This is a genomic window from Pseudomonas sp. B20(2017), assembly GCF_002113125.1.
Taxonomy (GTDB): domain Bacteria; phylum Pseudomonadota; class Gammaproteobacteria; order Pseudomonadales; family Pseudomonadaceae; genus Aquipseudomonas.
The window spans coordinates 128,845-148,554 of record NZ_NEJP01000011.1 but is presented as its reverse complement, the minus strand read 5'-3'; the positions used below and the strand labels follow the sequence as shown (position 1 = coordinate 148,554).

The 19,710-nt window shown below is 52.2% G+C and carries 17 protein-coding genes; 9 read left to right on the top strand and 8 right to left on the bottom strand.

What is annotated here, in order from left to right; all coding sequences use genetic code 11:
* The first annotated feature begins 78 nt into the window (after positions 1-78).
* From CAF63_RS17450 to CAF63_RS17435, 4 genes are read left to right on the top strand one after another with little or no spacing between them, the layout of a single operon-like run.
* A complete protein-coding gene (locus CAF63_RS17450) occupies positions 79-1,194 on the top strand; it encodes a polysaccharide biosynthesis/export family protein (RefSeq protein WP_178081300.1) in 1,116 nt (371 codons plus the stop codon).
* A gap of 11 nt (positions 1,195-1,205) precedes the next feature.
* Positions 1,206-1,871 (top strand): YjbF family lipoprotein, encoded by a 666-nt coding sequence (locus tag CAF63_RS17445; RefSeq protein ID WP_085686764.1) that lies wholly within the window; start codon positions 1,206-1,208, stop codon positions 1,869-1,871.
* Positions 1,868-2,632 (top strand): capsule biosynthesis GfcC family protein, encoded by a 765-nt coding sequence (locus CAF63_RS17440; RefSeq protein ID WP_085686762.1) that lies wholly within the window; start codon positions 1,868-1,870, stop codon positions 2,630-2,632. Before CAF63_RS17445 ends, CAF63_RS17440 begins: the two co-directional genes overlap by 4 nt.
* Positions 2,629-4,707: a YjbH domain-containing protein gene (locus CAF63_RS17435; RefSeq protein WP_085686760.1), complete on the top strand. Its 2,079-nt coding sequence runs from the start codon at positions 2,629-2,631 to the stop codon at positions 4,705-4,707. The genes CAF63_RS17440 and CAF63_RS17435 overlap by 4 nt, the downstream gene beginning before the upstream one ends.
* 359 nt (positions 4,708-5,066) lie before the next feature.
* Here CAF63_RS17435 and CAF63_RS17430 read toward each other — a convergent pair whose 3' ends face one another.
* From CAF63_RS17430 to CAF63_RS17420, 3 genes are all read right to left on the bottom strand, one after another.
* On the bottom strand, positions 5,067-6,461 hold the full coding sequence (locus CAF63_RS17430; RefSeq protein ID WP_085686758.1) for an undecaprenyl-phosphate glucose phosphotransferase: 1,395 nt from the start codon (positions 6,459-6,461) through the stop codon (positions 5,067-5,069).
* Positions 6,462-6,844: 383 nt separating this feature from the next.
* Positions 6,845-7,504, bottom strand: coding sequence for a helix-turn-helix domain-containing protein (locus tag CAF63_RS17425; RefSeq protein WP_085686756.1), 660 nt, complete (start codon positions 7,502-7,504; stop codon positions 6,845-6,847).
* A 292-nt stretch (positions 7,505-7,796) separates the two neighbouring features.
* Positions 7,797-8,537 (bottom strand): winged helix-turn-helix domain-containing protein, encoded by a 741-nt coding sequence (locus CAF63_RS17420; protein ID WP_085686754.1) that lies wholly within the window; start codon positions 8,535-8,537, stop codon positions 7,797-7,799.
* A 506-nt stretch (positions 8,538-9,043) separates the two neighbouring features.
* On the opposite strand from CAF63_RS17420, the gene CAF63_RS17415 reads away from it, so the two are divergent.
* Positions 9,044-9,877, top strand: coding sequence for an undecaprenyl-diphosphate phosphatase (locus CAF63_RS17415; RefSeq protein WP_085686752.1), 834 nt, complete (start codon positions 9,044-9,046; stop codon positions 9,875-9,877).
* 22 nt (positions 9,878-9,899) lie between these two features.
* On the opposite strand, the gene dusA is transcribed toward CAF63_RS17415, so the two are convergent.
* Entirely contained in the window at positions 9,900-10,895 is a 996-nt protein-coding gene (gene dusA, locus CAF63_RS17410) for a tRNA dihydrouridine(20/20a) synthase DusA (RefSeq protein WP_085686750.1), read from the bottom strand.
* 198 nt (positions 10,896-11,093) lie between these two features.
* Between dusA and CAF63_RS17405 the strand changes: the two genes are divergently transcribed.
* Positions 11,094-11,636: a hypothetical protein gene (locus CAF63_RS17405; protein WP_085686748.1), complete on the top strand. Its 543-nt coding sequence runs from the start codon at positions 11,094-11,096 to the stop codon at positions 11,634-11,636.
* Entirely contained in the window at positions 11,633-12,166 is a 534-nt protein-coding gene (locus tag CAF63_RS17400; protein ID WP_085686746.1) for a hypothetical protein, read from the top strand. Before CAF63_RS17405 ends, CAF63_RS17400 begins: the two co-directional genes overlap by 4 nt.
* Before the next feature lie 211 nt (positions 12,167-12,377).
* Here the strand turns inward: CAF63_RS17400 and CAF63_RS17395 are convergent, their stop codons facing one another.
* From CAF63_RS17395 to CAF63_RS28490, 3 genes are all read right to left on the bottom strand, one after another.
* Complete coding sequence (locus CAF63_RS17395) at positions 12,378-13,802, bottom strand: toll/interleukin-1 receptor domain-containing protein (protein WP_085686744.1); 1,425 nt, start codon at positions 13,800-13,802, stop codon at positions 12,378-12,380.
* Between the two features lie 472 nt (positions 13,803-14,274).
* Entirely contained in the window at positions 14,275-15,825 is a 1,551-nt protein-coding gene (locus tag CAF63_RS17385) for a hypothetical protein (RefSeq protein ID WP_085686742.1), read from the bottom strand.
* A 102-nt stretch (positions 15,826-15,927) separates the two neighbouring features.
* Positions 15,928-16,923: a hypothetical protein gene (locus CAF63_RS28490; protein ID WP_143492465.1), complete on the bottom strand. Its 996-nt coding sequence runs from the start codon at positions 16,921-16,923 to the stop codon at positions 15,928-15,930.
* A 1,320-nt stretch (positions 16,924-18,243) separates the two neighbouring features.
* Between CAF63_RS28490 and CAF63_RS17375 the strand changes: the two genes are divergently transcribed.
* Positions 18,244-18,603 (top strand): DUF6124 family protein, encoded by a 360-nt coding sequence (locus CAF63_RS17375; RefSeq protein ID WP_085608241.1) that lies wholly within the window; start codon positions 18,244-18,246, stop codon positions 18,601-18,603.
* Positions 18,604-18,645: 42 nt separating this feature from the next.
* Here the strand turns inward: CAF63_RS17375 and CAF63_RS17370 are convergent, their stop codons facing one another.
* Positions 18,646-19,311: a TIGR02466 family protein gene (locus CAF63_RS17370; RefSeq protein ID WP_085686738.1), complete on the bottom strand. Its 666-nt coding sequence runs from the start codon at positions 19,309-19,311 to the stop codon at positions 18,646-18,648.
* Between the two features lie 186 nt (positions 19,312-19,497).
* Between CAF63_RS17370 and CAF63_RS17365 the strand changes: the two genes are divergently transcribed.
* Positions 19,498-19,707: a hypothetical protein gene (locus tag CAF63_RS17365; RefSeq protein ID WP_064380963.1), complete on the top strand. Its 210-nt coding sequence runs from the start codon at positions 19,498-19,500 to the stop codon at positions 19,705-19,707.
* Positions 19,708-19,710 lie beyond the last annotated feature (3 nt).

Genomic DNA, 19,710 nt, shown 5'->3' with positions numbered 1-19,710 from the left:
TTGGTGCAGTACAGGGTCGCCCGGCGAAAGCCGGGTGACTTTGTTTTTGGATTCGCCCTTGAATAGCGTAGTGCCATTATGAATCGTCGTTTTACTCTTTTAATGTTGGCAAGTTTCGCTCTGCAAGGTTGCATGTTTTCCCCCGGTCAGTACCTGAGTACCAGCAGCATCACGCGTCAGGGTGCGAGCGAAAGCAGCCGGGTCGAGCTGATTCCGATCACTCCCAAGCTCATCGCCATGAACCGGGCCACGTACAAGCGCGAGTCGGTGCCGGCGGAGCTGTTGGCAACTCCGGCTGAATATCGCATCGGCAGCAACGATGTCCTGTACATCACCGTGTGGGATCATCCCGAGCTGACTGCCCCCTCGGGCGCGCAGCAACAGATCGATGCCAACGGCCGACTGGTGCGCTCCGACGGCACGCTGTATTACCCGTACATCAAGGAAGTCCAGGCCGCCGGCAAAACCATCCAGCAACTGCGCTCGGACATCGAGCAACGTCTCTCGGCGTTCATTGCCGAGCCGCAAGTGGATGTCGCGGTGCTGCGCTTCGCCAGCCAGAAAGTCGTAGTCTCGGGCGCCGTGGCCAAGGCCGGCCCCCAGGCGATTTCGACCAATCCGCTGAGCGTGGTCGAAGCCCTCGGTTCGGCCGGTGTCGATACCAACAATGCCGACTTGTCCGGGCTGATGCTGACGCGCAACGGGCGGGTCTATCCGCTTAATCTCGATGCCCTCAATCAGCAGGATTCCGAGTTGCAGAACGTCTACCTCAAGGGAGGCGATCAACTCTATCTGCCGTACAACGACAACAAGCGCATCTACGTGATGGGCGAGGTCAACCAGCCTCGCGCACTGAGTTTCAAGACCGCCACCATGAACCTGTCCGACGTACTCGGTTCGGTCGGTGGATTGAGTCAGACCACCTCCAACGGCAACGCCGTTTACGTCATTCGCGGGGTCGAAAACCTCGATGTCGAGCCTGCGAAAATCTACCAGCTGGAAGCCGAATCGCCGACCGCCATGGCGCTCGCGTCGCACTTCGAAGTACGGCCTCAGGATGTGGTGTATGTCGGGCCTGCCAACGTGACTCGCTGGAACCGTCTGATCAGCCAGTTGGTGCCGTCGGCATCGATTGTCGGTACGGGCGCTTCCGCTGCGAAGAACTGGAGCGAATACAGTAACAACAGCAAATAAGGCCGCCGACTGTGAAAACGTTGAAAGTGGGCGTCTGCCTCATGGCGGCCGTGTTGCTCAGTGGCTGCAATCCGCTGATGAGCGCTTCGTTGAACAACCTCAAGTCCGCCGTCATCGGGCCGGATGAACTGGACGTGTCGGCCGAGCAGGTCGCGGGGGTCAAGTATCCCCAGCTGAAACTGACCACGCCTTCCGGCTCCGGCGTGCTGGCGCTGGTGCGCGAGCGCGAGGACCTGCAGTTCTGGGTCGCCTCGGGCAAACAGGTGTTGTTGATGCGCGACGGGTTTGTGGTGCGGACCATCGGCCTGGGCGTGGAAGGCGATCTGGACGGGACGCGTCTGTCCGATGACTCGCCGTTCAAAAAGGGTCTTCAGAATATCCCCGACGGCTACACCAGCCGACGCTGGATCGATCTCTACAAAGGTCAGGAAGTCGGCATCATCCTCAACAGCCGCTTCTCGCGAAAGTCCCTGGAAACCCTCGAGATTCTCGACAAGGAATACACCGTGCTGCGTGTCGATGAGCAGATTGACGCGCCGGCCATCGGCCTGCGTGCGACCAATCGTTATTGGGTCAATCCGGCTGACGGATTCATTGTGCAGAGTGAGCAGCAACTGACTTCGCAACTGCGGGTCAGGATCGTGCAACTGACGCCTGATCGCAGGCACGTTCCGTGAAGCGGCTGAGAGCGCTTTCGGCGTGTCTGTTGTTGCTCACGGGTGCGAGCCAGGCAGCGGTCACCGTTACCGGTGATGTCGCCAATCCGGGGCCGGTCGAATTGCCGGCGGGCGGACGCTTGCGCGATGTGATTGGCGAGGCCGTACCGAATGCTGAAGGGTACTTTCTGGCGGGCATCCTGTTGCGTCAGTCACTACTGGAGGAACAGACGCGGCTCAAGGTCGGCGTGCTGTTCGATCTGGATGTGTTGCAGCGCATGGCGATGCTTTTCGATAAACCTTCGCGGGCAGCGCTGGCGCAGCAGGTGGCCGAGCAAGTCCGACAGATGCCGGTGACCGGACGGCAGATCGCCGATCTCGATCCGGTGGCGGTGGAAGTCGGCTTCGCCCGCAACATTCGTCTGGACGATGGCGATCGCCTGATCTACCCGAAGCGAGTCGACGAAGTCGAAGTGCTGGGCGCCGTCGCCGAGCCGTGCCGCCTGCCTTATCAGCCGTTGCAGGAGGCCCGCGAATACCTGCAGGGCTGCACGTTGCTGACGGCGGACGCCGATGCCGATTATCTGTGGCTGATCCAGCCCAATGGCGTTTCGCGCCGGGTCGGCATCGCTCACTGGAACCGTGAGAGCGGGCAGATGCCTGTCGCCGGCAGCAAGATTCTGGTGCCGTTGAAAAATGATGACCTTGATCCGCCTGTCCCTGAACTGAATCAGCAGTTGGCCGAATTGATTGCCACGCAGTTGGCTGAGGTGGTTCGTTGAATTTGCGTTTTGCAGCTGTGTTGTTATTGCCCTGCGGCCTGGTGCATGCCGAGCCGCGCATTACCCAGAATGATTTCGGTGGCGTCGGCCTGCTACAGACCCCGACCGCGCGCATGTCGCCCGCCGGTGAGTTGAGCGTCAACGCCAACCGCACCGAACCGTACAGCCGATACAGCGTTTCGTTGCAGCCACTCGACTGGCTGGAAGGTTCGTTTCGCTACACCGCCATCACCAACCGGCCTTACGGCTCCGAGGCGCTGAGCGGCAGCCAGAGCTATAAGGACAAGGCGGTCGACGCCAAGGTCCGGCTGTGGCAGGAAAGCCACTGGGCGCCGGAAGTGGCGCTGGGCTTTCGAGACATCGGTGGTACCGGTTTGTTTGCCAGTGAATTCTTCGTGGCCAACAAGCGCTATGACAACTTCGATTTCAGCGCCGGCATCGCCTGGGGTTATATCGGTAATCGCGGCGATGTCGACAACCCGTTGGGTTCGATCAGTGACCGCTTCAACACCCGCCCGGATCTGGAAGGCACCGGTGACGTCAACGCCGGCTCGTACTTTCGCGGCAAGCCGTCGTTTTTCGGCGGCGTGAGTTACCAGACGCCCTGGGACCGCCTCAGCCTGAAACTCGAATACGAAGGCAACGACTACAAGCACGAGCCCAAGGACAACATCATCAAGCAGGACTCGCCGATCAACCTCGGCGCGGTGTTCAAGGTGACCGATTCCGTCGATGTGAGCGCGGCCTGGGAGCGCGGCAACACGGCCATGTTCGGCATCACGTTCCACACCAATTTCGTCAGCCGCAAGGCCCCGGCCAAGACCTTCGATCCGCCGGCCGAACCGCTGCCGGTAAAGGCGCCGAGCACGACGATGGAGGAGGTCAACTGGGCCGACGTATCCCGCCGTTTGCAGCAGAACGCCGGCTACAAGGTGGAGCGCATCACCCAGCGCGATTCCGAACTGATCGTGTACGGCGAGCAGCAGCGTTATTTCCATTCGCCCAAGGCTGTTGGCCGCGCGAGCCGGATTCTCGACAACAGCGTCAACGACGACATCGACTGGTTCACCGTGGTCAACAAGCGCTACGACCTGCCGCTGGAGGAAACCAGCGTGCCCCGACAAACCTTCCGCGAAGTGATCAACAACGAGGAGCCGCTGCAAGCGCTGCATCGCACCACCGAGATCAACCCGGCGATGCCGCACAACGAGAAAACCCTCTACACCGAAGCGCCGCAGCACTTCAATTACGGCGTTGGGCTGGGCTTCAAACAGAACGTCGGTGGCCCCGATGGCTTGCTCTATCAGTTCACTGCGGATCTCGATGCGGAATACCGCTTTAACCGCAACACTTGGTGGAACGGTTTGCTCAGTCAGAACCTGATCAACAACTTCGACAAGTTCAAATACGACGCCCCCAGCGGCCTGCCGCGTGTGCGTACGGATTTGCGCCAGTACCTGACGACATCGGACACCACCATGCCGTTGTTCCAGGTCAGCCACGCCGAACAACTGGACAAGGATTTGTACGGCATGGTCTACGGCGGTTATCTGGAATCGATGTTCGCCGGGGTAGGGGGCGAGGTGCTGTTTCGTCCGACCGGCAAGCGCTGGTCGATCGGTGCGGATTTGAACTACGTGCGTCAGCGTGATTTCGACCAGGGTTTCGGCCTGCAGGATTACTCGGTCTGGACCGGCCACATCACCGGCTACACCGACTTGCCTTACGAAACGCTCGCGGCCGTCAGCGTCGGGCGTTACCTGGCGGGCGACTTTGGCGGCACGCTGGATATCTCCCGCGAGTTTTCCAACGGCGTGCGCTTCGGCGCCTGGGCGACGATCACCACCGCCGGCAGCGCCGAGTATGGCGAGGGTAGTTTCGACAAGGGCCTGTACCTGTCGATTCCGTTCGACGAGATGATGAGCATGTCGACCATGCGCCGCGCCAACCTGGTGTGGGCGCCGCTGACCCGTGACGGTGGTGCGAGACTCAACCGCAGCTTCCAGCTGCACTCGATGACCGACAGCCGTGAAGGGGACATGTTCTACCGGAACTTCGAGAAGATTACCGAGTAGGTTCGGGAGGGTGTGGAGTCAAAGCGGGAGCCTGTGGGCTCCCGTTTTGGTTTGTGGTGAAGGGGGATCTTGATGCAGCCGTGATTGCTGTGGGAGTCGGTGTGTTCTAGGTTCATACCTGATGGTGAATGATCCGGCGCCTTCGCGGGCAAGCCCGCTCCCACAAGTTTCGAGAGTGGCGAAGATTACGGCATCACCTAAAAACCTGTGGGAGCGGGCTTGCCCGCGAAGGCGTCTGTTCAGGCGACATAAGAGCATCTGTCACTCTTGGGTTCAGAACCCCGACCAACCCCCAAATCCCGCCCACAAAAAAGGGGACTCTCGTCCCCTTGCGGTGTTGCTTTCTCAAGCCCTGCGTCTCAGTAAATATCCTTCGACAACAGGGTAAACGGCGTCTTCACCAGAATCTTCAGGTCCAGCCACAGCGACCAGTTGTTGATGTACTTCAGGTCGATCTCGACGCGCTTTTCCATCTTGTCCAGCGTATCTGTCTCGCCCCGGCAACCGCTGATCTGTGCCAGACCAGTGATGCCCGGTTTGATTCGGTGGCGAGCCATGTAGGCGAGGATCTTGCCCGAGTAGTAGTTGTTGTGCGCCACGGCGTGCGGACGTGGACCGACCAGCGCCATGTGCCCTTGCAACACGTTGAACAGCTGCGGCAATTCATCCAGCGAAGTGCGACGGATGAAGCGGCCGACTGCGGTGATGCGTGAATCGTTGCGGCTGGCCTGCTTGACGTCACGGTCATCGTGTACGCGCATCGAGCGGAATTTCCAGACCTTGATCACCTTGCCGTTCCAGCCGTGGCGATCTTGCTTGAAGAACACCGGGCCCGGCGAGTTGAGCTTCACCGCCAAGGCCACGGCCAGCAGCACCGGGCTCAACAGGATGATGGCCAGCAGGGCGACGGCTTTCTCCACCAGGCTCTTGCTCAGCGCAGCGGTCGGGCGACTGGTCAGCGGGCTTTCGTTGAGGTAGATCGCCGGCAGACCGTCCACTACTTTCACCGAATGGTTGAGCAGCGTCAGGCTGTTCAGATCCGGCACCCAGACCACGTCGACGTTGGCATCCAGCAAGTCCACATACATGGCTTCGATCTTGGCGGCTTCCGACAGCGGCAGCGTGATGTACAAGCGGCGGATGTCGTGGTTCTGAATCAGCTCGAGCAACTCGTCCTGAGCGCCGACGACGCGTGGAGCGTCCGCTTCCAGGGAAGGGACTTCGCCGTTGCTGACCAAACCTACCAACGGCAGGTTTTCCAGCTGACTCAGCTTCTTCGCCAGTCCCAGCGCCAATTCACCGGTGCCGACAATCAGAGTCTTGTGTTCGCTTTTGCGCGAGCGCTGATAGAACTTCGAGAACGCGTGCAGCGGTGCGTACAGCAGTGCCTGGCCAAGGAAACCGTACACCGCCCACTCAAGGATGACTTGGCGGGAGAACAGCGCATCGGCCTTGCAGATGAAGGCGATGAACGCCAGACCGGCCATGGTCATGAACCAACCCACGAACAGTCGACCCAGCCCGGTCAGATAGTTGTCGCGCTTTCGATACGCGCCGCTGAATGTATAGGCCGGAACCGACGCCAGTACCGCGAGGATCGTGCACATCCGGTAGTAGAACTCGACGGTTCCGGTGTGCTGTTCGGCCAGAAAGAACAACAGTGAAACAATGAAAGTCTGTGCCAGCGCCCATTGGCCCCAAAAGGTCAGTCCCTTGAGGCCGGTGTTTCGATTGATACGAAGAGAAAGATCCATACGATATCCCCAAAAGACGTCCATTCAGGTTTCGACAGTAGAAAACCGAGTTGTTAAGCAGACTTGTTATTGTTGTTTGAGCCAGTGTCCTGAGGTAACAACGCCGGAATGCGGAACTGTCGTCAGTCAATAGACTAAGTTATTGCCGGGGATGCTGTCTGACGAGTTCTAACAAGATGGCACAGTGCCAACTTATTTAAATTTCCAATATTCAAACGTTAGAAAAGGTCGAAAGGCGGGGGGTGAATAATCGAGATCGGGTTTGCTATCGTAGGAAGGGTAGGGAGGCAGGGATGACTATAAGGACATGAGCCAAACAAAGTGCTTCTTTTATTCTTGTAATAGCACTTGTATCTGTTTGTTTTTTTGCGTTGGCGTTGTTGTCAGGCAACAACTTCCTGGATCAGGCAATAACCACGATTGCGCACGGCTCGAAACAGTCGTTCACCATTGCTGGCACTTTTGAATTTGTCCTGGAGACGACTCAGGCACATTTCCAGGCCCCGGTATTGCTCCGGTTCTCTGCCAATGCTGAGGATTAGGTCGTCTCGACTGACAACGCGTTCTTCGTGGTGCAGCATTTTGCGAACCAGTGCGGTTTCGAGCCCGGTGAGACTGATTTCGACGCCTTCCTTCGTCAATGCACCCTGGTCATTATCGAGATGCCATGCTTCGGTGCAGGACCCAGTGGATTCAAGCGTTCGGGACGTATGGGTGGTTTCTCCGGCTGTTGCCGAAGTGCTGTGAAACGGAGGGGCCGATTGCGCTGCGAGCCATTCCGATTCGAGGGTGGCCAGGATTTTCTGGGTATCGTGTTCAATGCTGCGTGCGACATGCTTCCTTGTGCCGCTTGGGTAAGTGAACTCCATCAGCATCGGAGCGGAAGAGGGCGAAGCAACACCTTCAATAAACATTTGTGCCTGAGACGTACCAAACGAATTGAAACGCTCACTGGAGAGAATGCTCTCGAGTTCGCGTTGCGACGCTGAGCTGTTAGTCACGACAACAAAGTATTTTCTTGGGAGGGTCGTGCTGGTTTCCATGTCTCTCTCCTAAAGTACACACCAAATTTGGCGAAAAAATAATGGCAGGCGAGCAATGTTTTCCTCGGAATTAATCGAAAGGCAGGGTCTGGGCCCAAAAAATGGCCCTCGATAAGTTCCACTCGGTCTGCGTTAGAGTAATGGTTTATTGTTATGTTTAAGTGTTGCAGCGCTCATGCAATTGACGGCTTTTTATTAGATGTGTGATGCGGTTAAAACTATGAGACAGCGGATTTTCAAAGAGTTGCATCAGACGTTCCCTCGTATGCTGCAAAAAGACTGATTCCTTGATTCAGGCGTTGGAGATCAACCCCCTCATCAGACGATAACCATACCCGCGAATGCTCTGTATGGCGTTCGTACCGTACACGTCCTTTATTTTCCCACGCAAGCGACTGATGGATTTTTCCAGCGCCCGAGGATCGTAGAAATGGGTGTTGAGCCCCATGATGCCGGCGATTTCGTCATGGCTGAGAATGTGATTGCCGGTCTGCGCGAAGGCTTGCAGGATCTTCATTTCGGCAAAGGAAATATCCAGTCGGCGGCTGGCGTCCGAGAGGCAGATGCGGGTGGAGTCCAGCACCAGGCTGATATCCCGTTGCCATTCTTCACTGTCGAAGAACTCGCCGAGCGGCTCCGTGCCATCATCGGACAAGGTATTGAGTTTGATACAGAAGTCGGCCCCGGCAAGAAAATACTTGATCTTGTTGTGGGCACCGCGACCTGTGATCACTGCACAAATAATCGGCTTCGAATTGTCGTTGCGCAGGTTTTCCACCAGTGCAAGGTTATCTTCCAGTGCCTGCGGGCTATCAATGACAATGAAGATGGCTCGATGGGAACCGTAATATTCGTTTTGCTGATATGAACTAGCGTAGGCGTCGGCTTCAAGCGCCACATTGTTCTGCACATGCTTTGCGATTAGCGCACTAAAATCTTCTGCCACGCCACGGGTACGAGCCAGGGTGAGAACACCTGGTTCGTTGCTTGTACGGCGCTGGATTTTAGTCGCTAAGTTACCTGTGAGCATCATGCATTGACTCGAAAAGGTGCTGACATCGGGATGTTAAAGCACCGGTTCTCATCTGTGACTGACAATTGGTAACATTTGCGCGGATTTTAGACGTGGCTCCCGAGTTTTCTAACAATAATTAAGCGATTCAAGCTTTTAGTTGATTTTTTCGGGGCTGTGAACTAACGGAATTGAGGCCGTTAGATGGTGGCAATGTGGAATGGTGCCACTATTTTGTAATTATCGCGACCTGTTTTTATGTCCCTTGGCCATCACTCAACTGCATACGTATCAGAGCAGTGTGAGGTGGGTCACATTTTATGGGCAGGCCTGTCTTTTGGCTATAACGTCGACAAGTTCACACACGGACGTTTATTAACATGCCTTGAGTGTGGCTTTTGATAAGACATATTCTCCGTCCCCGAGTCGGGCAATGGGTGTTCATCTGCCAATTGTTTTACTTCAGATACTCAATGCCTGAATGCATTTAACGGGGCGCCCGCAAAGAGCGCTCTGACGGAGGATTAATGGATTTACTGACCTTGTTCAAGGTGCTGATTCTTGGGGCGGTAGAAGGCCTGACCGAGTTCCTGCCCATTTCCAGTACGGGCCACCAGATTATCGTTGCCGACTTGCTGGAATTTGGTGGTGAACGCGCCATGGCGTTCAACATCATTATTCAACTGGGCGCCATCTTGGCCGTGGTCTGGGAGTTTCGCCCGAAGATTTTCGAGATCGTCAAAGGCCTGCCGACCCAAAGCAATGCCCAGCGTTTTACCCGCAATCTGCTGATCGCCTTTTTCCCGGCGGTCATTCTTGGCGTGTTATTCGCCGACACGATTCATGAATACCTGTTCAACCCGATCACCGTAGCGGTTGCATTGGTCGTGGGCGGCATCGTGATGTTGTGGGCCGAGCAGCGCGATCACGTAGTGAGTGTCGACCATGTGGACGACATGAAGTGGGCCGACGCTCTGAAGATCGGTTGCGTACAGTGCCTGGCGATGATTCCGGGCACGTCGCGCTCCGGTTCCACCATCATCGGCGGTTTGCTGTTCGGCCTGTCACGCAAGGCCGCCACGGAGTTCTCGTTCTTCCTGGCGATGCCGACCATGGTCGGCGCTGCGGTGTATTCCGGCTACAAGTACCGCGAACTGTTCCAGAGCGGCGACCTGCCGGTCTTCGCCCTGGGTTTCGTCGTAGCATTCATCTTCGCGATGATCGCCGTGCGCGGCCTGCTGAAGTTCATTGCGAACCACAGCTACGCCACCTTCGCCTGGTACCGGATCGGCTTCGGCTTGCTGATCCTTGCCACCTGGCAATTTGGTTGGGTTAACTGGACGGCGGCCGCAGCCGCCTGACCTCAAACGAGCAGGTCGGGCCTCAACGCCCGGCCAACAACTCCGCCGCCTGATCCAGCAACGCCAGCGGATCCTTGGCCTTGTGGATATCCACCGACAACAACTGACGAAACTTGCGCGCACCCGGAAACCCGGTGCCCAGGCCCAGCACATGCCGGGTGATGTGATGCATCGCGCCGCCGGCCAGCAAATGCTCGGCTATATAAGGCCGCAACTGCGCCAGCGCCTCGGCCCGGCTGATCACCGGCGCGCTGCTGCCGAACAACTGCTGATCCACCTCGGCCAGCAGATACGGATTGTGATACGCCTCGCGCCCCAGCATCACCCCGTCAAAGGTCTGCAAATGCTCATGGCAGGCCTCCATCGTCTTGATCCCGCCGTTCAGAATGAACTCCAGCTCCGGAAAATCCGCCTTCAACCGCGCCGCCACGTCATAACGCAACGGCGGAATGTCACGGTTCTCCTTCGGCGACAACCCCTCCAGAATCGCAATCCGCGCATGCACCGTAAAACTGGTGCACCCGGCATCCCGCACCGTGCCGACGAACTCGCACAGTTCCTCATAACTGTCCCGCCCATTGATCCCGATCCGATGCTTCACCGTCACCGGAATCGACACCGCATCACGCATCGCCTTCACACAATCCGCCACCAACTGCGGATGCCCCATCAGGCACGCCCCGATCATATTGTTCTGCACCCGATCACTCGGGCAGCCAACGTTCAGATTCACCTCGTCATAACCGTGCTCCTGCGCCATGCGTGCGCAAGCGGCCAGATCCAGCGGAACACTACCGCCCAACTGCAACGCCAGCGGGTGCTCGGCTTCGTTGTGACGGAGGAAACGCTCGTGATCGCCGTTGAGCAGAGCGCCGGTGGTGACCATCTCGGTGTAGAGCAGGGCGTTTTTCGACAGGATGCGTAGGAAGTACCGGCAGTGACGGTCAGTCCAATCCATCATGGGCGCGACGGAGAAACGGCGGGAGAGTGGGGCGGGTGTGGCGGAGATTGGGGGCATTGGGGGTACGGAATCGGTGTGGCTGGGAGGTGGGGGAGTTTATCAGGAATAGGGGAGGAGGGGCTTGGGAGCATCGGAAGAGTGGGCCGAGAGGTTTTGGGCCTAAACTGAACGGTACTGAGCCTTTTTAGGAAGGATCGTAACTGGGGTATAGTGCCAGCAGTATGTATAAGTAAATTAGATTGTTCAGGGGGGTTTATGGCGAAGAATAAGAGCTTTGAAGATTTTGTAGCGAAACATTCAACTGAAAGTGAGGCGCCCACTTTTGATCCTGAAAATGAAATCCAAGAGTGGCGGGCTGCCCTCGATTCGCTTTATATATCGATCGAGAATTATGTCCTTCCCTATAAGGAGACAGGAAGCATTGATCTTAAGTTAGTGACAACTACCTTGCATGAAGAACTTCTGGGTGCCTACAAGGTCAATAAGGGCGTTTTGATGGTGGGCAATGCTAAATACATTCTTGCTCCTGTTGGTACAATGTTAATAGGTTCTAAAGGACGGGTTGATGTATTGGGGCCGGCCGGAACTGGGATGCTTGCCTTGGTCAGGGGTGACGGACCAAAAATAAATTTCAGGGTGACTATTGGTAGTCAGGCAGTGCCCCCAGTAAAGAAAATCGAGTCTGAAAAAATCGAGTTGCCATGGAAATGGAAAATTGTCTCAAATAAACCTCCTTATATATACACGGACCTTAACGAAAACAATTTTCTGTCCTTGCTGATGGAAATTGGTGCATGAAGAGAATCGATTTCAATCCTTCTGGGCTGAATCTCGATCTGATAGATATAGCTCACCATTTCGAACTTATGAATTCGGCAATGGCCTCCTACTACAACGATAATGGAGCTTCATTTTTAACTAGATATACTTTTTCCACGCCCCAACAAATAGAGCTCGAATATAAAGATGCTCGCCGTGAGTTTGAGGTGACGGTATGCTTGACTATCTTAGCTGCATTGGAAGCAAGCTTTCGGTTGGATTACCTCGTTAGAGTTGACAGGAAGCTTAAGGATGAACTTAGTCGTGCCTTCATAAAGATTTACAGGCGAAATAAAAACAGGGTGGGTTTTGAAGATTTGCTAGAAGCTTGGAAACGACACGCCCCCAGTTCAACAGACTACGTAAGGGAGCTCAAGGGAGCCTTAGCATTTAGGAACTGGATGGCGCATGGTCGCTACTGGGTTCCGCAACTAGCTAGGACGCATGGTTATACAGATATTTATCGGCTGGCTTATAATATTTTTGATAACTTCCCGTTTGAGAAATAATTACTTCAGGAAAGTTTCATCAAAAGTGGGGTTAGATTTATGTGTTTTAGTGGTAATTAAATTCGCAACCATTGTTTTTGATCATGGTGGCAAATGATATGTCCTAATTTTTTGTGGTCCCCATTTTTGGTTCATTTTTCACCATTTTTCACTTGTTGTTAAATTAAAATAGCCTACTTATTATTTTCGGCTACTTTATTGATGTTGGTATTTACCAAATAGTGCAAAGCTCGTCGAAATTCAATAGCCTTTTAATGTCAAAGCCATGTCCAAATCCATAGTATCTTCCCCCTTGCTGCTTATGCTCTTCAATTAAAGGTGTAAGATCTGTCTTGGAGCTTATTTTTAGCAATGATTTAATTTTCTCGAAATATTGCTGAGAAGCTGCCCGGCTGAATATTTCGAAAGCGCCTGGGAAGTGACCAAGATAAACGAGGGTTTTAGGCCACCAAAAACCAGATTTGTCTAAGCTGTTTCTTACGTAAAGAATAAAGTCAGTTTGCATTAATAGGTGGAAGTCCACTCCTGTGCCGTTGTTGTTGTCTTTTGTCAAGTCGGCGCTGATCGATGCTCTATTCAGATTTAATCGGTTGTTTCTGTATTCTAGGCTTTCGGGGTTTTCGTAGAAGCACTGGCAAGATGTTAGGTGCGGAACTCCGTTGTTCGAGGATTTTATATAGTAATTGCTGTTCAGTATTTCGGCTGCTGCTTGGTATTTATTGTGTTTTATTAGTATGGTTATTGTGTAGAGAAAAATCTCGCCAATGATGAACTTGTAGTTGTCGAAGTCTGAGGTTCTATAGCTTGAGCGGCCATTCAACTCAGTGAAGTATTTGGTTAAAGACTCTAGGAATTTGTGCATGACCTCAGCGAACTCTTGCTGCGATAGGTACCGGCAAGACGTATCTACAATTTGTAATAGCTCATTTCGAACAGGAATAAATAATTGGATACTGCTGACTACGGCGTCATCAAACATTACTTCAGGAGTAGTACTTATGCGGATCTGTTCCAGATTGTCTGAGAAGGTTACTAAATACTCATCAAGAGCTGCTGCAGCGAAAGGTTTGTGCTCCCGGACAGCAGCGATCGCTCGCTTAAATAGTGCAGATGTTCCCAGATTGATGCTGGCCTCGGAATTCAAATATTCAGGTTTTTTTCCAAGTGCAGGCTTTTTAAATTGTGGCTGCCCATGAATGCATCGAATCAATGAGTCGAATCCATCAGCATAGCGATCGGGCTCACTCAGATCTATGTACAGTCGAGAATGATAAAATAAAGGTGTATAAGCTTTCCCATCTAGATCCTTTTCCGCAATTACGGCAATAAAGCGCTCTTGATCAACTTGGTCGTATATTTTTTTCGATATTATTTGAGTTTCTGTCCCAACTCCTCCTGATCGGTTGTCAGCTTTTTCTGCGTAAACTTTATCGGAAATTATCAATACTTTGTCGATGGAGGGGTCTTTTACCATTTGCTCCATGAAGTCTATGGAGTCTTGTCCAGGTTTTAAGTCCCACTTATCAAGTATTACATTGATTCCGGACTCAATCAGCTCTTCGGCCAAATCAAGTACCCAGCGTTCATGAGTGGGTGTCGACCAGCTATAAGAAATAAAAACTTTTGGCTCGCTCAATTTTTAGCTTCCTTTCTTTCGCTTGTTTGTGAAAGTCAATTCTCGTGTGAGCTGGTAAATGGAAATCGAACCAGCCTCTGGATCAGGCCTCCTATGCCGCCCTTACGCTTTCCGTGGGATTTTAGTTGCCGTATAGGTTTTTGTCACAAACTCCTTAGCTAAGCAGGTTGGGGGGCTTCGCATTGTCCAAATCGATCAAGGCAGATAGCGCACGTGCAGAAAACTGCTGATTCGACGTGAGGGCGTGCCTTTCCGAAGGCACGCAAATTCCGTTCTTCTTGAGCAACCTGTGCGGCCCAACCGAAGCGCGATACGCGTCTCTCACAGTCTCAGCCACCAATGACCCGGTCAGTTTTAAGCGAACAAAAGCGAACAAGAGGGATCAGGTTTATTTGTTTTAAATTTCTAGGTGGCAAATAAATCTGTCTCCTGTTTGGTCTTGCGGTTGATTTGTTATTAGTGGGGCGGCTGTTTACAAAAAATCTGTAGGCGATCGATAATCATAGGTGAGCGATTCAAATAGTTTCTCATCGAACGATAGGCGGAAATTCATAACGACGAGTTGGCTTGCACTTCTGACGCTTTCTGTATGTATAATTCCGGTATTACTGTCTCGCCAAGTTGCCACTAACTGCTTTCCGCCAGGAAGGTTTTGAGTCCTCAGCCAAATATCGCCAAGCACATTTGTAACTGTTAATTTAAAATTGCCTTGTGTTTCTATGCTTGAGTTTTTTCCAAGCGTGACAATCATTGTCGTAAGAAGATTACCTTGGTCAGATAATTGGAAGAAATCGGTGCTTTTCGTAAGCCAGTCTATCGAATCCCCTTTTTTTGTTATGATGTTCTTGATTAATTGCGGTTCCTTCAACAAGCGACCGGGCTTTGCAAGCATAGCGTAACCGCCATCAAGTTTTAAAACTATTCGTTTAGGGCCAAACTTCTCATCCGACATCCCTATTTTTCCATCTATTTCAACAACTTTAGTAAATAGGTCGGCGAGTTTGTAAGCGTCAGAGTTTACAGCAGATGGTAATGTTTCTCCAAGACCTGATACTAACTCGAGTAAGTTAGACTGCCAGTATTCTGATTTTTGTTCTATTAGAATTTGTACGTAGCGTAGTGCCGGATCGTATTGCCCCGACTCTCTCGCCAGATAAAGAACTAGGTTTGGTTTCAGTCTTGGCGTTATATTGTCTACATTCTTGTTTGCGAAAGCGATAGCTAACTCCGAATCAAAATTTTTTACATTCTCAAATGCTGCTAGGCGAACATAAATGCTTTGATTTTCGTCATTCAAAATCGACTTCGAATAGGGGAGTAGCGCAGCATCTCCGTTCATTTTCTCTAATATCAGCCTTTTTTTCTCAGGTGATATTTCTTCTACGGTAAGCAAAGATGCTATTTTTTTTCCTACGTCATCTTCCGAAAGAGCAAATCTGAAAGGGCCACGATTTTTAACGATAATTGTTAGGATGTCGGAAAAGTCTGAGTATTTTGTCGTTGGCGTTTGCAGGACGTCTAATAAGCGTTTTTCTTCCGCTCCGTTAATTGGGAAAAGTGATTCACTCGACGAAGAGTAATTTCGTGCAAGTCGAATCATGTACGCGTTGATAATTGCCTCAGTGCGGAGCTCATCGAGTGCTCTTTTCCCCCCACTTCCTTGCTCATCAAATTGCATCCATTTGGTAACTCTGTCTTTGAAAGCGTCGGTTAGAGTATTTACAAGGTTGTTATATCCTAGAAAGCCGCCTAGGAGGAAAATTGCTGAAATAAAAACGGCTGCGATACCTACCCATTCTTTTACTTGCTTAATAATAAAAAGCGTTTTATCAATTGCTTTTTCCGTGATTCTGTTTTCAGCATTTGTGATCTTGTTTTCTACATCGGCAAGCAAGCTCTTGCTAGAATTCGTTAATGCCTCCAGCTCTAGTCGTATACTTTGATTTTCTTTAAGTAGTTCAGTGCGTATTTTGGAAGTTTCGTTCTCTAGATATAGCGATAAGAATTCATTATCTTTTTGCACTTTTGTTCCTGGCCTTTGTTTTTTTTGTATTTGAGAGTTAAGTTGTAATTGTAGGTGGAGGTTTGTGTGTTTGTTTCTGTTCGTTGTTTAACTTGATTTAGCTTAAGGTGCTATGCGAAGGCCATCTGCTTTGTAGTGTTCTCTTATAGATCTATCGATCGCATCTACTACACGACTCGACGAGACTTTAAGCGACTCTCCTGAGAGGTGATACGCGCTTTCAACAATTGCTGCACGTAGTTCTCTATTTGCGAATAATTGAACGGTTACTAGCAGGTTGGGTAATGTGCAAAATTCAATAATTAAACTACGTTGTTTTTTAATTTCGCGTTCGAGCACATCTAACTCGGCAAGCTCATTGAAAACTGATTCAGCCGTTGCCAGCTCGTCTTTAGTAAGTCGTTTTTTTAATGAAATGTTTTGAAGTTTGTGTAGGAACTCATATAGACGCTGTGCGTAGTTTTGGTTTTCTGCTTGTAGCCATGTCCCAAGACCCTTTAACGTTCCACATTCATGAGAATGCCAAGATTTTTCTACGTCGGTCCTTCCACTTTTATCTTTTTCACGTTTAATGATTAGATACTCGCAGCTAACCTTTAGCGCGTTTCGTTTCCACCGGTCAGATAGGGTTTTAACCAGTTGCGTAGGTAAAGACGCGAGCACTTGGCTAGCATCCGATTGTAGTAGCTTCACTTCCCCAAGTATTTGCTTCACATCTCGAGTTAACGTCTCCTTTTTTGCCAAAAGAACATCGATCTTGCTTCGACGAATTTCATCCCTTTCAGTTGCCGAAAGTCGTTTGAAGTCGTTTCGGACTTTTTCATCATCTAAGCCGAGATGGTTCAGAGCACAACAGTGTCCAATGAGAACTTTTTTGTTGTCGCATGTCTCAACTACGAAACCGTGTTGGTGTTGTTGTCCGCAAGTCTTGTTTTTTTTCAGGAATTGACATTTGGCATCTGGATTTATCAGCTCGTATGGCCGGAGGGGGCGACGATATGCATCCTTTGTCAATGTATAGTCATGCTCGATTTTGAATAGGTGATTGATTTCTTCAATCGTTTTAATTTCACTGATAGCAGAAGCGACTGAAAACATAAAATGGTCCTCTAGTGGCAGAGTGCCTAGCTCAGATTTTAATTGGATCCTAAACGCCTGATGCTGGATATGCAATCAGACTGTTTGCCTATACAGTTTTTTCGGACAAGGCACTTTCTTTCGCGCTCTGTCGTCCCCCAACGCGCCTGCGCAGTAAATGGTTTTTTTCCGCAGTCCTGCACGCGACTGAAAGCCGCTGTGGCCGGGAGTCGCCCTTGTAATCATCGAGGACAAAAAAATCTGCGAATTCTTGCGAGGGTTGGGTCACTTAACGTGTCACGGCACGCGGTCGGCAGTTATGGGGCTGCGCTTGGGTTCGCTTTTCAGGAGCGCATTTGGAAAAAAGTAATAATCATGGCATCAGTACGCCGCCGAAAGCCCTGAATTCATTGTCTTTGCTGGATTGCATCAGAAGGTAATTAATAATGAAAAGGTGATGTTTTCGTAACTGGTTGATTTGTATTGGGTACAGAAAAAGAAATGACTTCCTTGAAAGTTAATTACCTTCCCTATTTATTATTTGAAAATTACCTTTTACCGATCCTTTGCAGACACCTGAAATCAAGGCTCTAAGCCGAATAAAACGTTCGGCTTACCAAAATTACTTTTTTCTGATGTCTTTCCCGAAAATCTGACATCTCCTGTAGGGCGGTGCTGCGCTTCGTCTCGCTCGTACTTATGCAAATGACACAGACACACTTCCGCCCAGGTGCTTCGTGCTCGCGCAGGAAAGCTTGTAGGGAGTGCTTTGGATTGGAGCGACAGACACACGCGTCAACGAGGAATATTGGCGTGCCGCGTGGTGAGACAGAAGAAGGGTGGTACGAAAGTGGTACGAGATTTCTTTATGGCGCTGAAGGCTACGAGTTTTAAGGCCTACAGAATTAGCTCATCCAATCCATCATTGGCCCGACGCGCTGCGCTACCCGTAGCGCATGGCTAGTCACTACTCCTTGAGCTTGTTTTAAACAGCAACGTTAGATCGTTTAATTGAATACTATCGACGTCATCTAGGACCTACACAACCTTGCGCCACCCCCTACACCTAAGACAGAATCCGCCGGCTTGTGCGTCTACCCCGTGGCTTTTATCGTTCCCAAGTCACTGAAAACCAGTGGTCGGGTTTGGTAGCCCGTGTGTTAGATGTACAGCGTCATCGTCTCCGGTCGTGCTTTGATCGGGGTCTATGGTGGTCATGTACAGGGCGTCTTCGGGCGCGCCGGCTCCTGACACCCGGTCTACCAACCTGTTCATGGCCGCCACCCTTCGTTTGGTAGCGAAAGGGTGAAGCCTTCACTAAAAGTGTTAGGAGTTTCATCCATGTTCAAACCAACACCCAACCCACCAGAAACCGATCCAGTTTCCCCCTACAAATTCCCCGATTCACGAACCCTGAACGAAGCCGCCGAACGCGCCCTCGATCACTACCTCACCCCACAGCAACGGATCATGGGCAGCCACACCCAACACGATCCGATGTACTTTGCCAACCCGGCCTACGACACCGAATCCCTGCTCGCCAACGCCAGCGAATCCTTGGGATCAGCCTCCGAAATGCTCAACAACTTCGCCGCCTCCCTGGAACCCGCCCACCGTAAAACCGCCATCGGCATTGCGCAGTTGGTGATGTTGGGGTCGTTGGCGGTGAATCAGGCGTTGGATAACGTCGAGCCGAAGTAGGTCGTTGCGGCCCTCTGTCGTGGAGGGCCGCTTTTCTGTGGCTCAAGCACCAAAATTAAACGCAATCGAAATCCTTGGCCTCGTCCCTTCAAACCGTCGAACTGAATGCATCAGCCACGATGGAAACATGATGAAGGTGCCGCTGCTGGCGGCGCAGGTGCTGCTGAAGCCTGCGGTTATGCAGTCTTCGACGCGCATTCGCAGTGCGGGGTTGTAGGTGGAGGCGACCATGCCGCGTGGGTCGGCGAATTCCAGGTCGCCGCCGACGGTCGGGTCGTCTTCTCGGCCGCCGGCATCCACCCAGTAGACGCCTGACCAGAAGGCGCCCGGATGTCCGTGGAGGGCGTTGCTGTGGCCGGCGGTATTCACGTTGGCCCAGGCGTTGAGTTTCCATTCGAAACTCGGTTCGATCAGTCCGAATTGTTCGCTGTGCACTGCCGTCATTTGCACGGCGAACGCTTTGGCGAATTTCACCAGGGCGTCGCTGGCTTCTTCGCCCCATTCATGGAAGTCGTTCGCGGACTGCCAGCCGCCCTCGTTGCTGCGCTGGGCGCCGCTACGATCTTGCGCCATGCGGGTCGTGATGATGGTTTTCAGTTGGGAATTAAGTTTTGCGGCATCGGGGTACTGGATGCTGGCGAGGGGTGTTGTGAACAGCCGTCGAATCTTTATCAGGTCAGGATTTACCAACTGGCTGGTCGACGGCATTGCGGGTTCTCTGGGTTGCTCAAGTTGCAAAAAACTATACCGAGCGAACTGAAAAACCGATGTAAACCTTTGTGAAAGACCGAACCTGAACCCCCGCTGAAAACCCCGCAAGTTTCATCTTCCCGCCACCCGCACAGGCCTACGATCCCTCCACAAGATCCCGACCCCACCCGAGCGCCACACACCATGAACAATCCACTCAAAGCGCTGTTGATCGTCGCAACTGTCTCGGTTCTAAGCGCCTGCTCCGGCTCCGGTGGCTTGACTACCACCAGTTGTTTCTCCAGCGACTGTCAGTCGCCGGAGGCGCGGAACGTGAATACGTTGAAGTTTGGCGGGAGCAATATCGGCAACAGTTTCAACCAGTACAGCTCCGGCCTGATGCATGACGACTGAGGT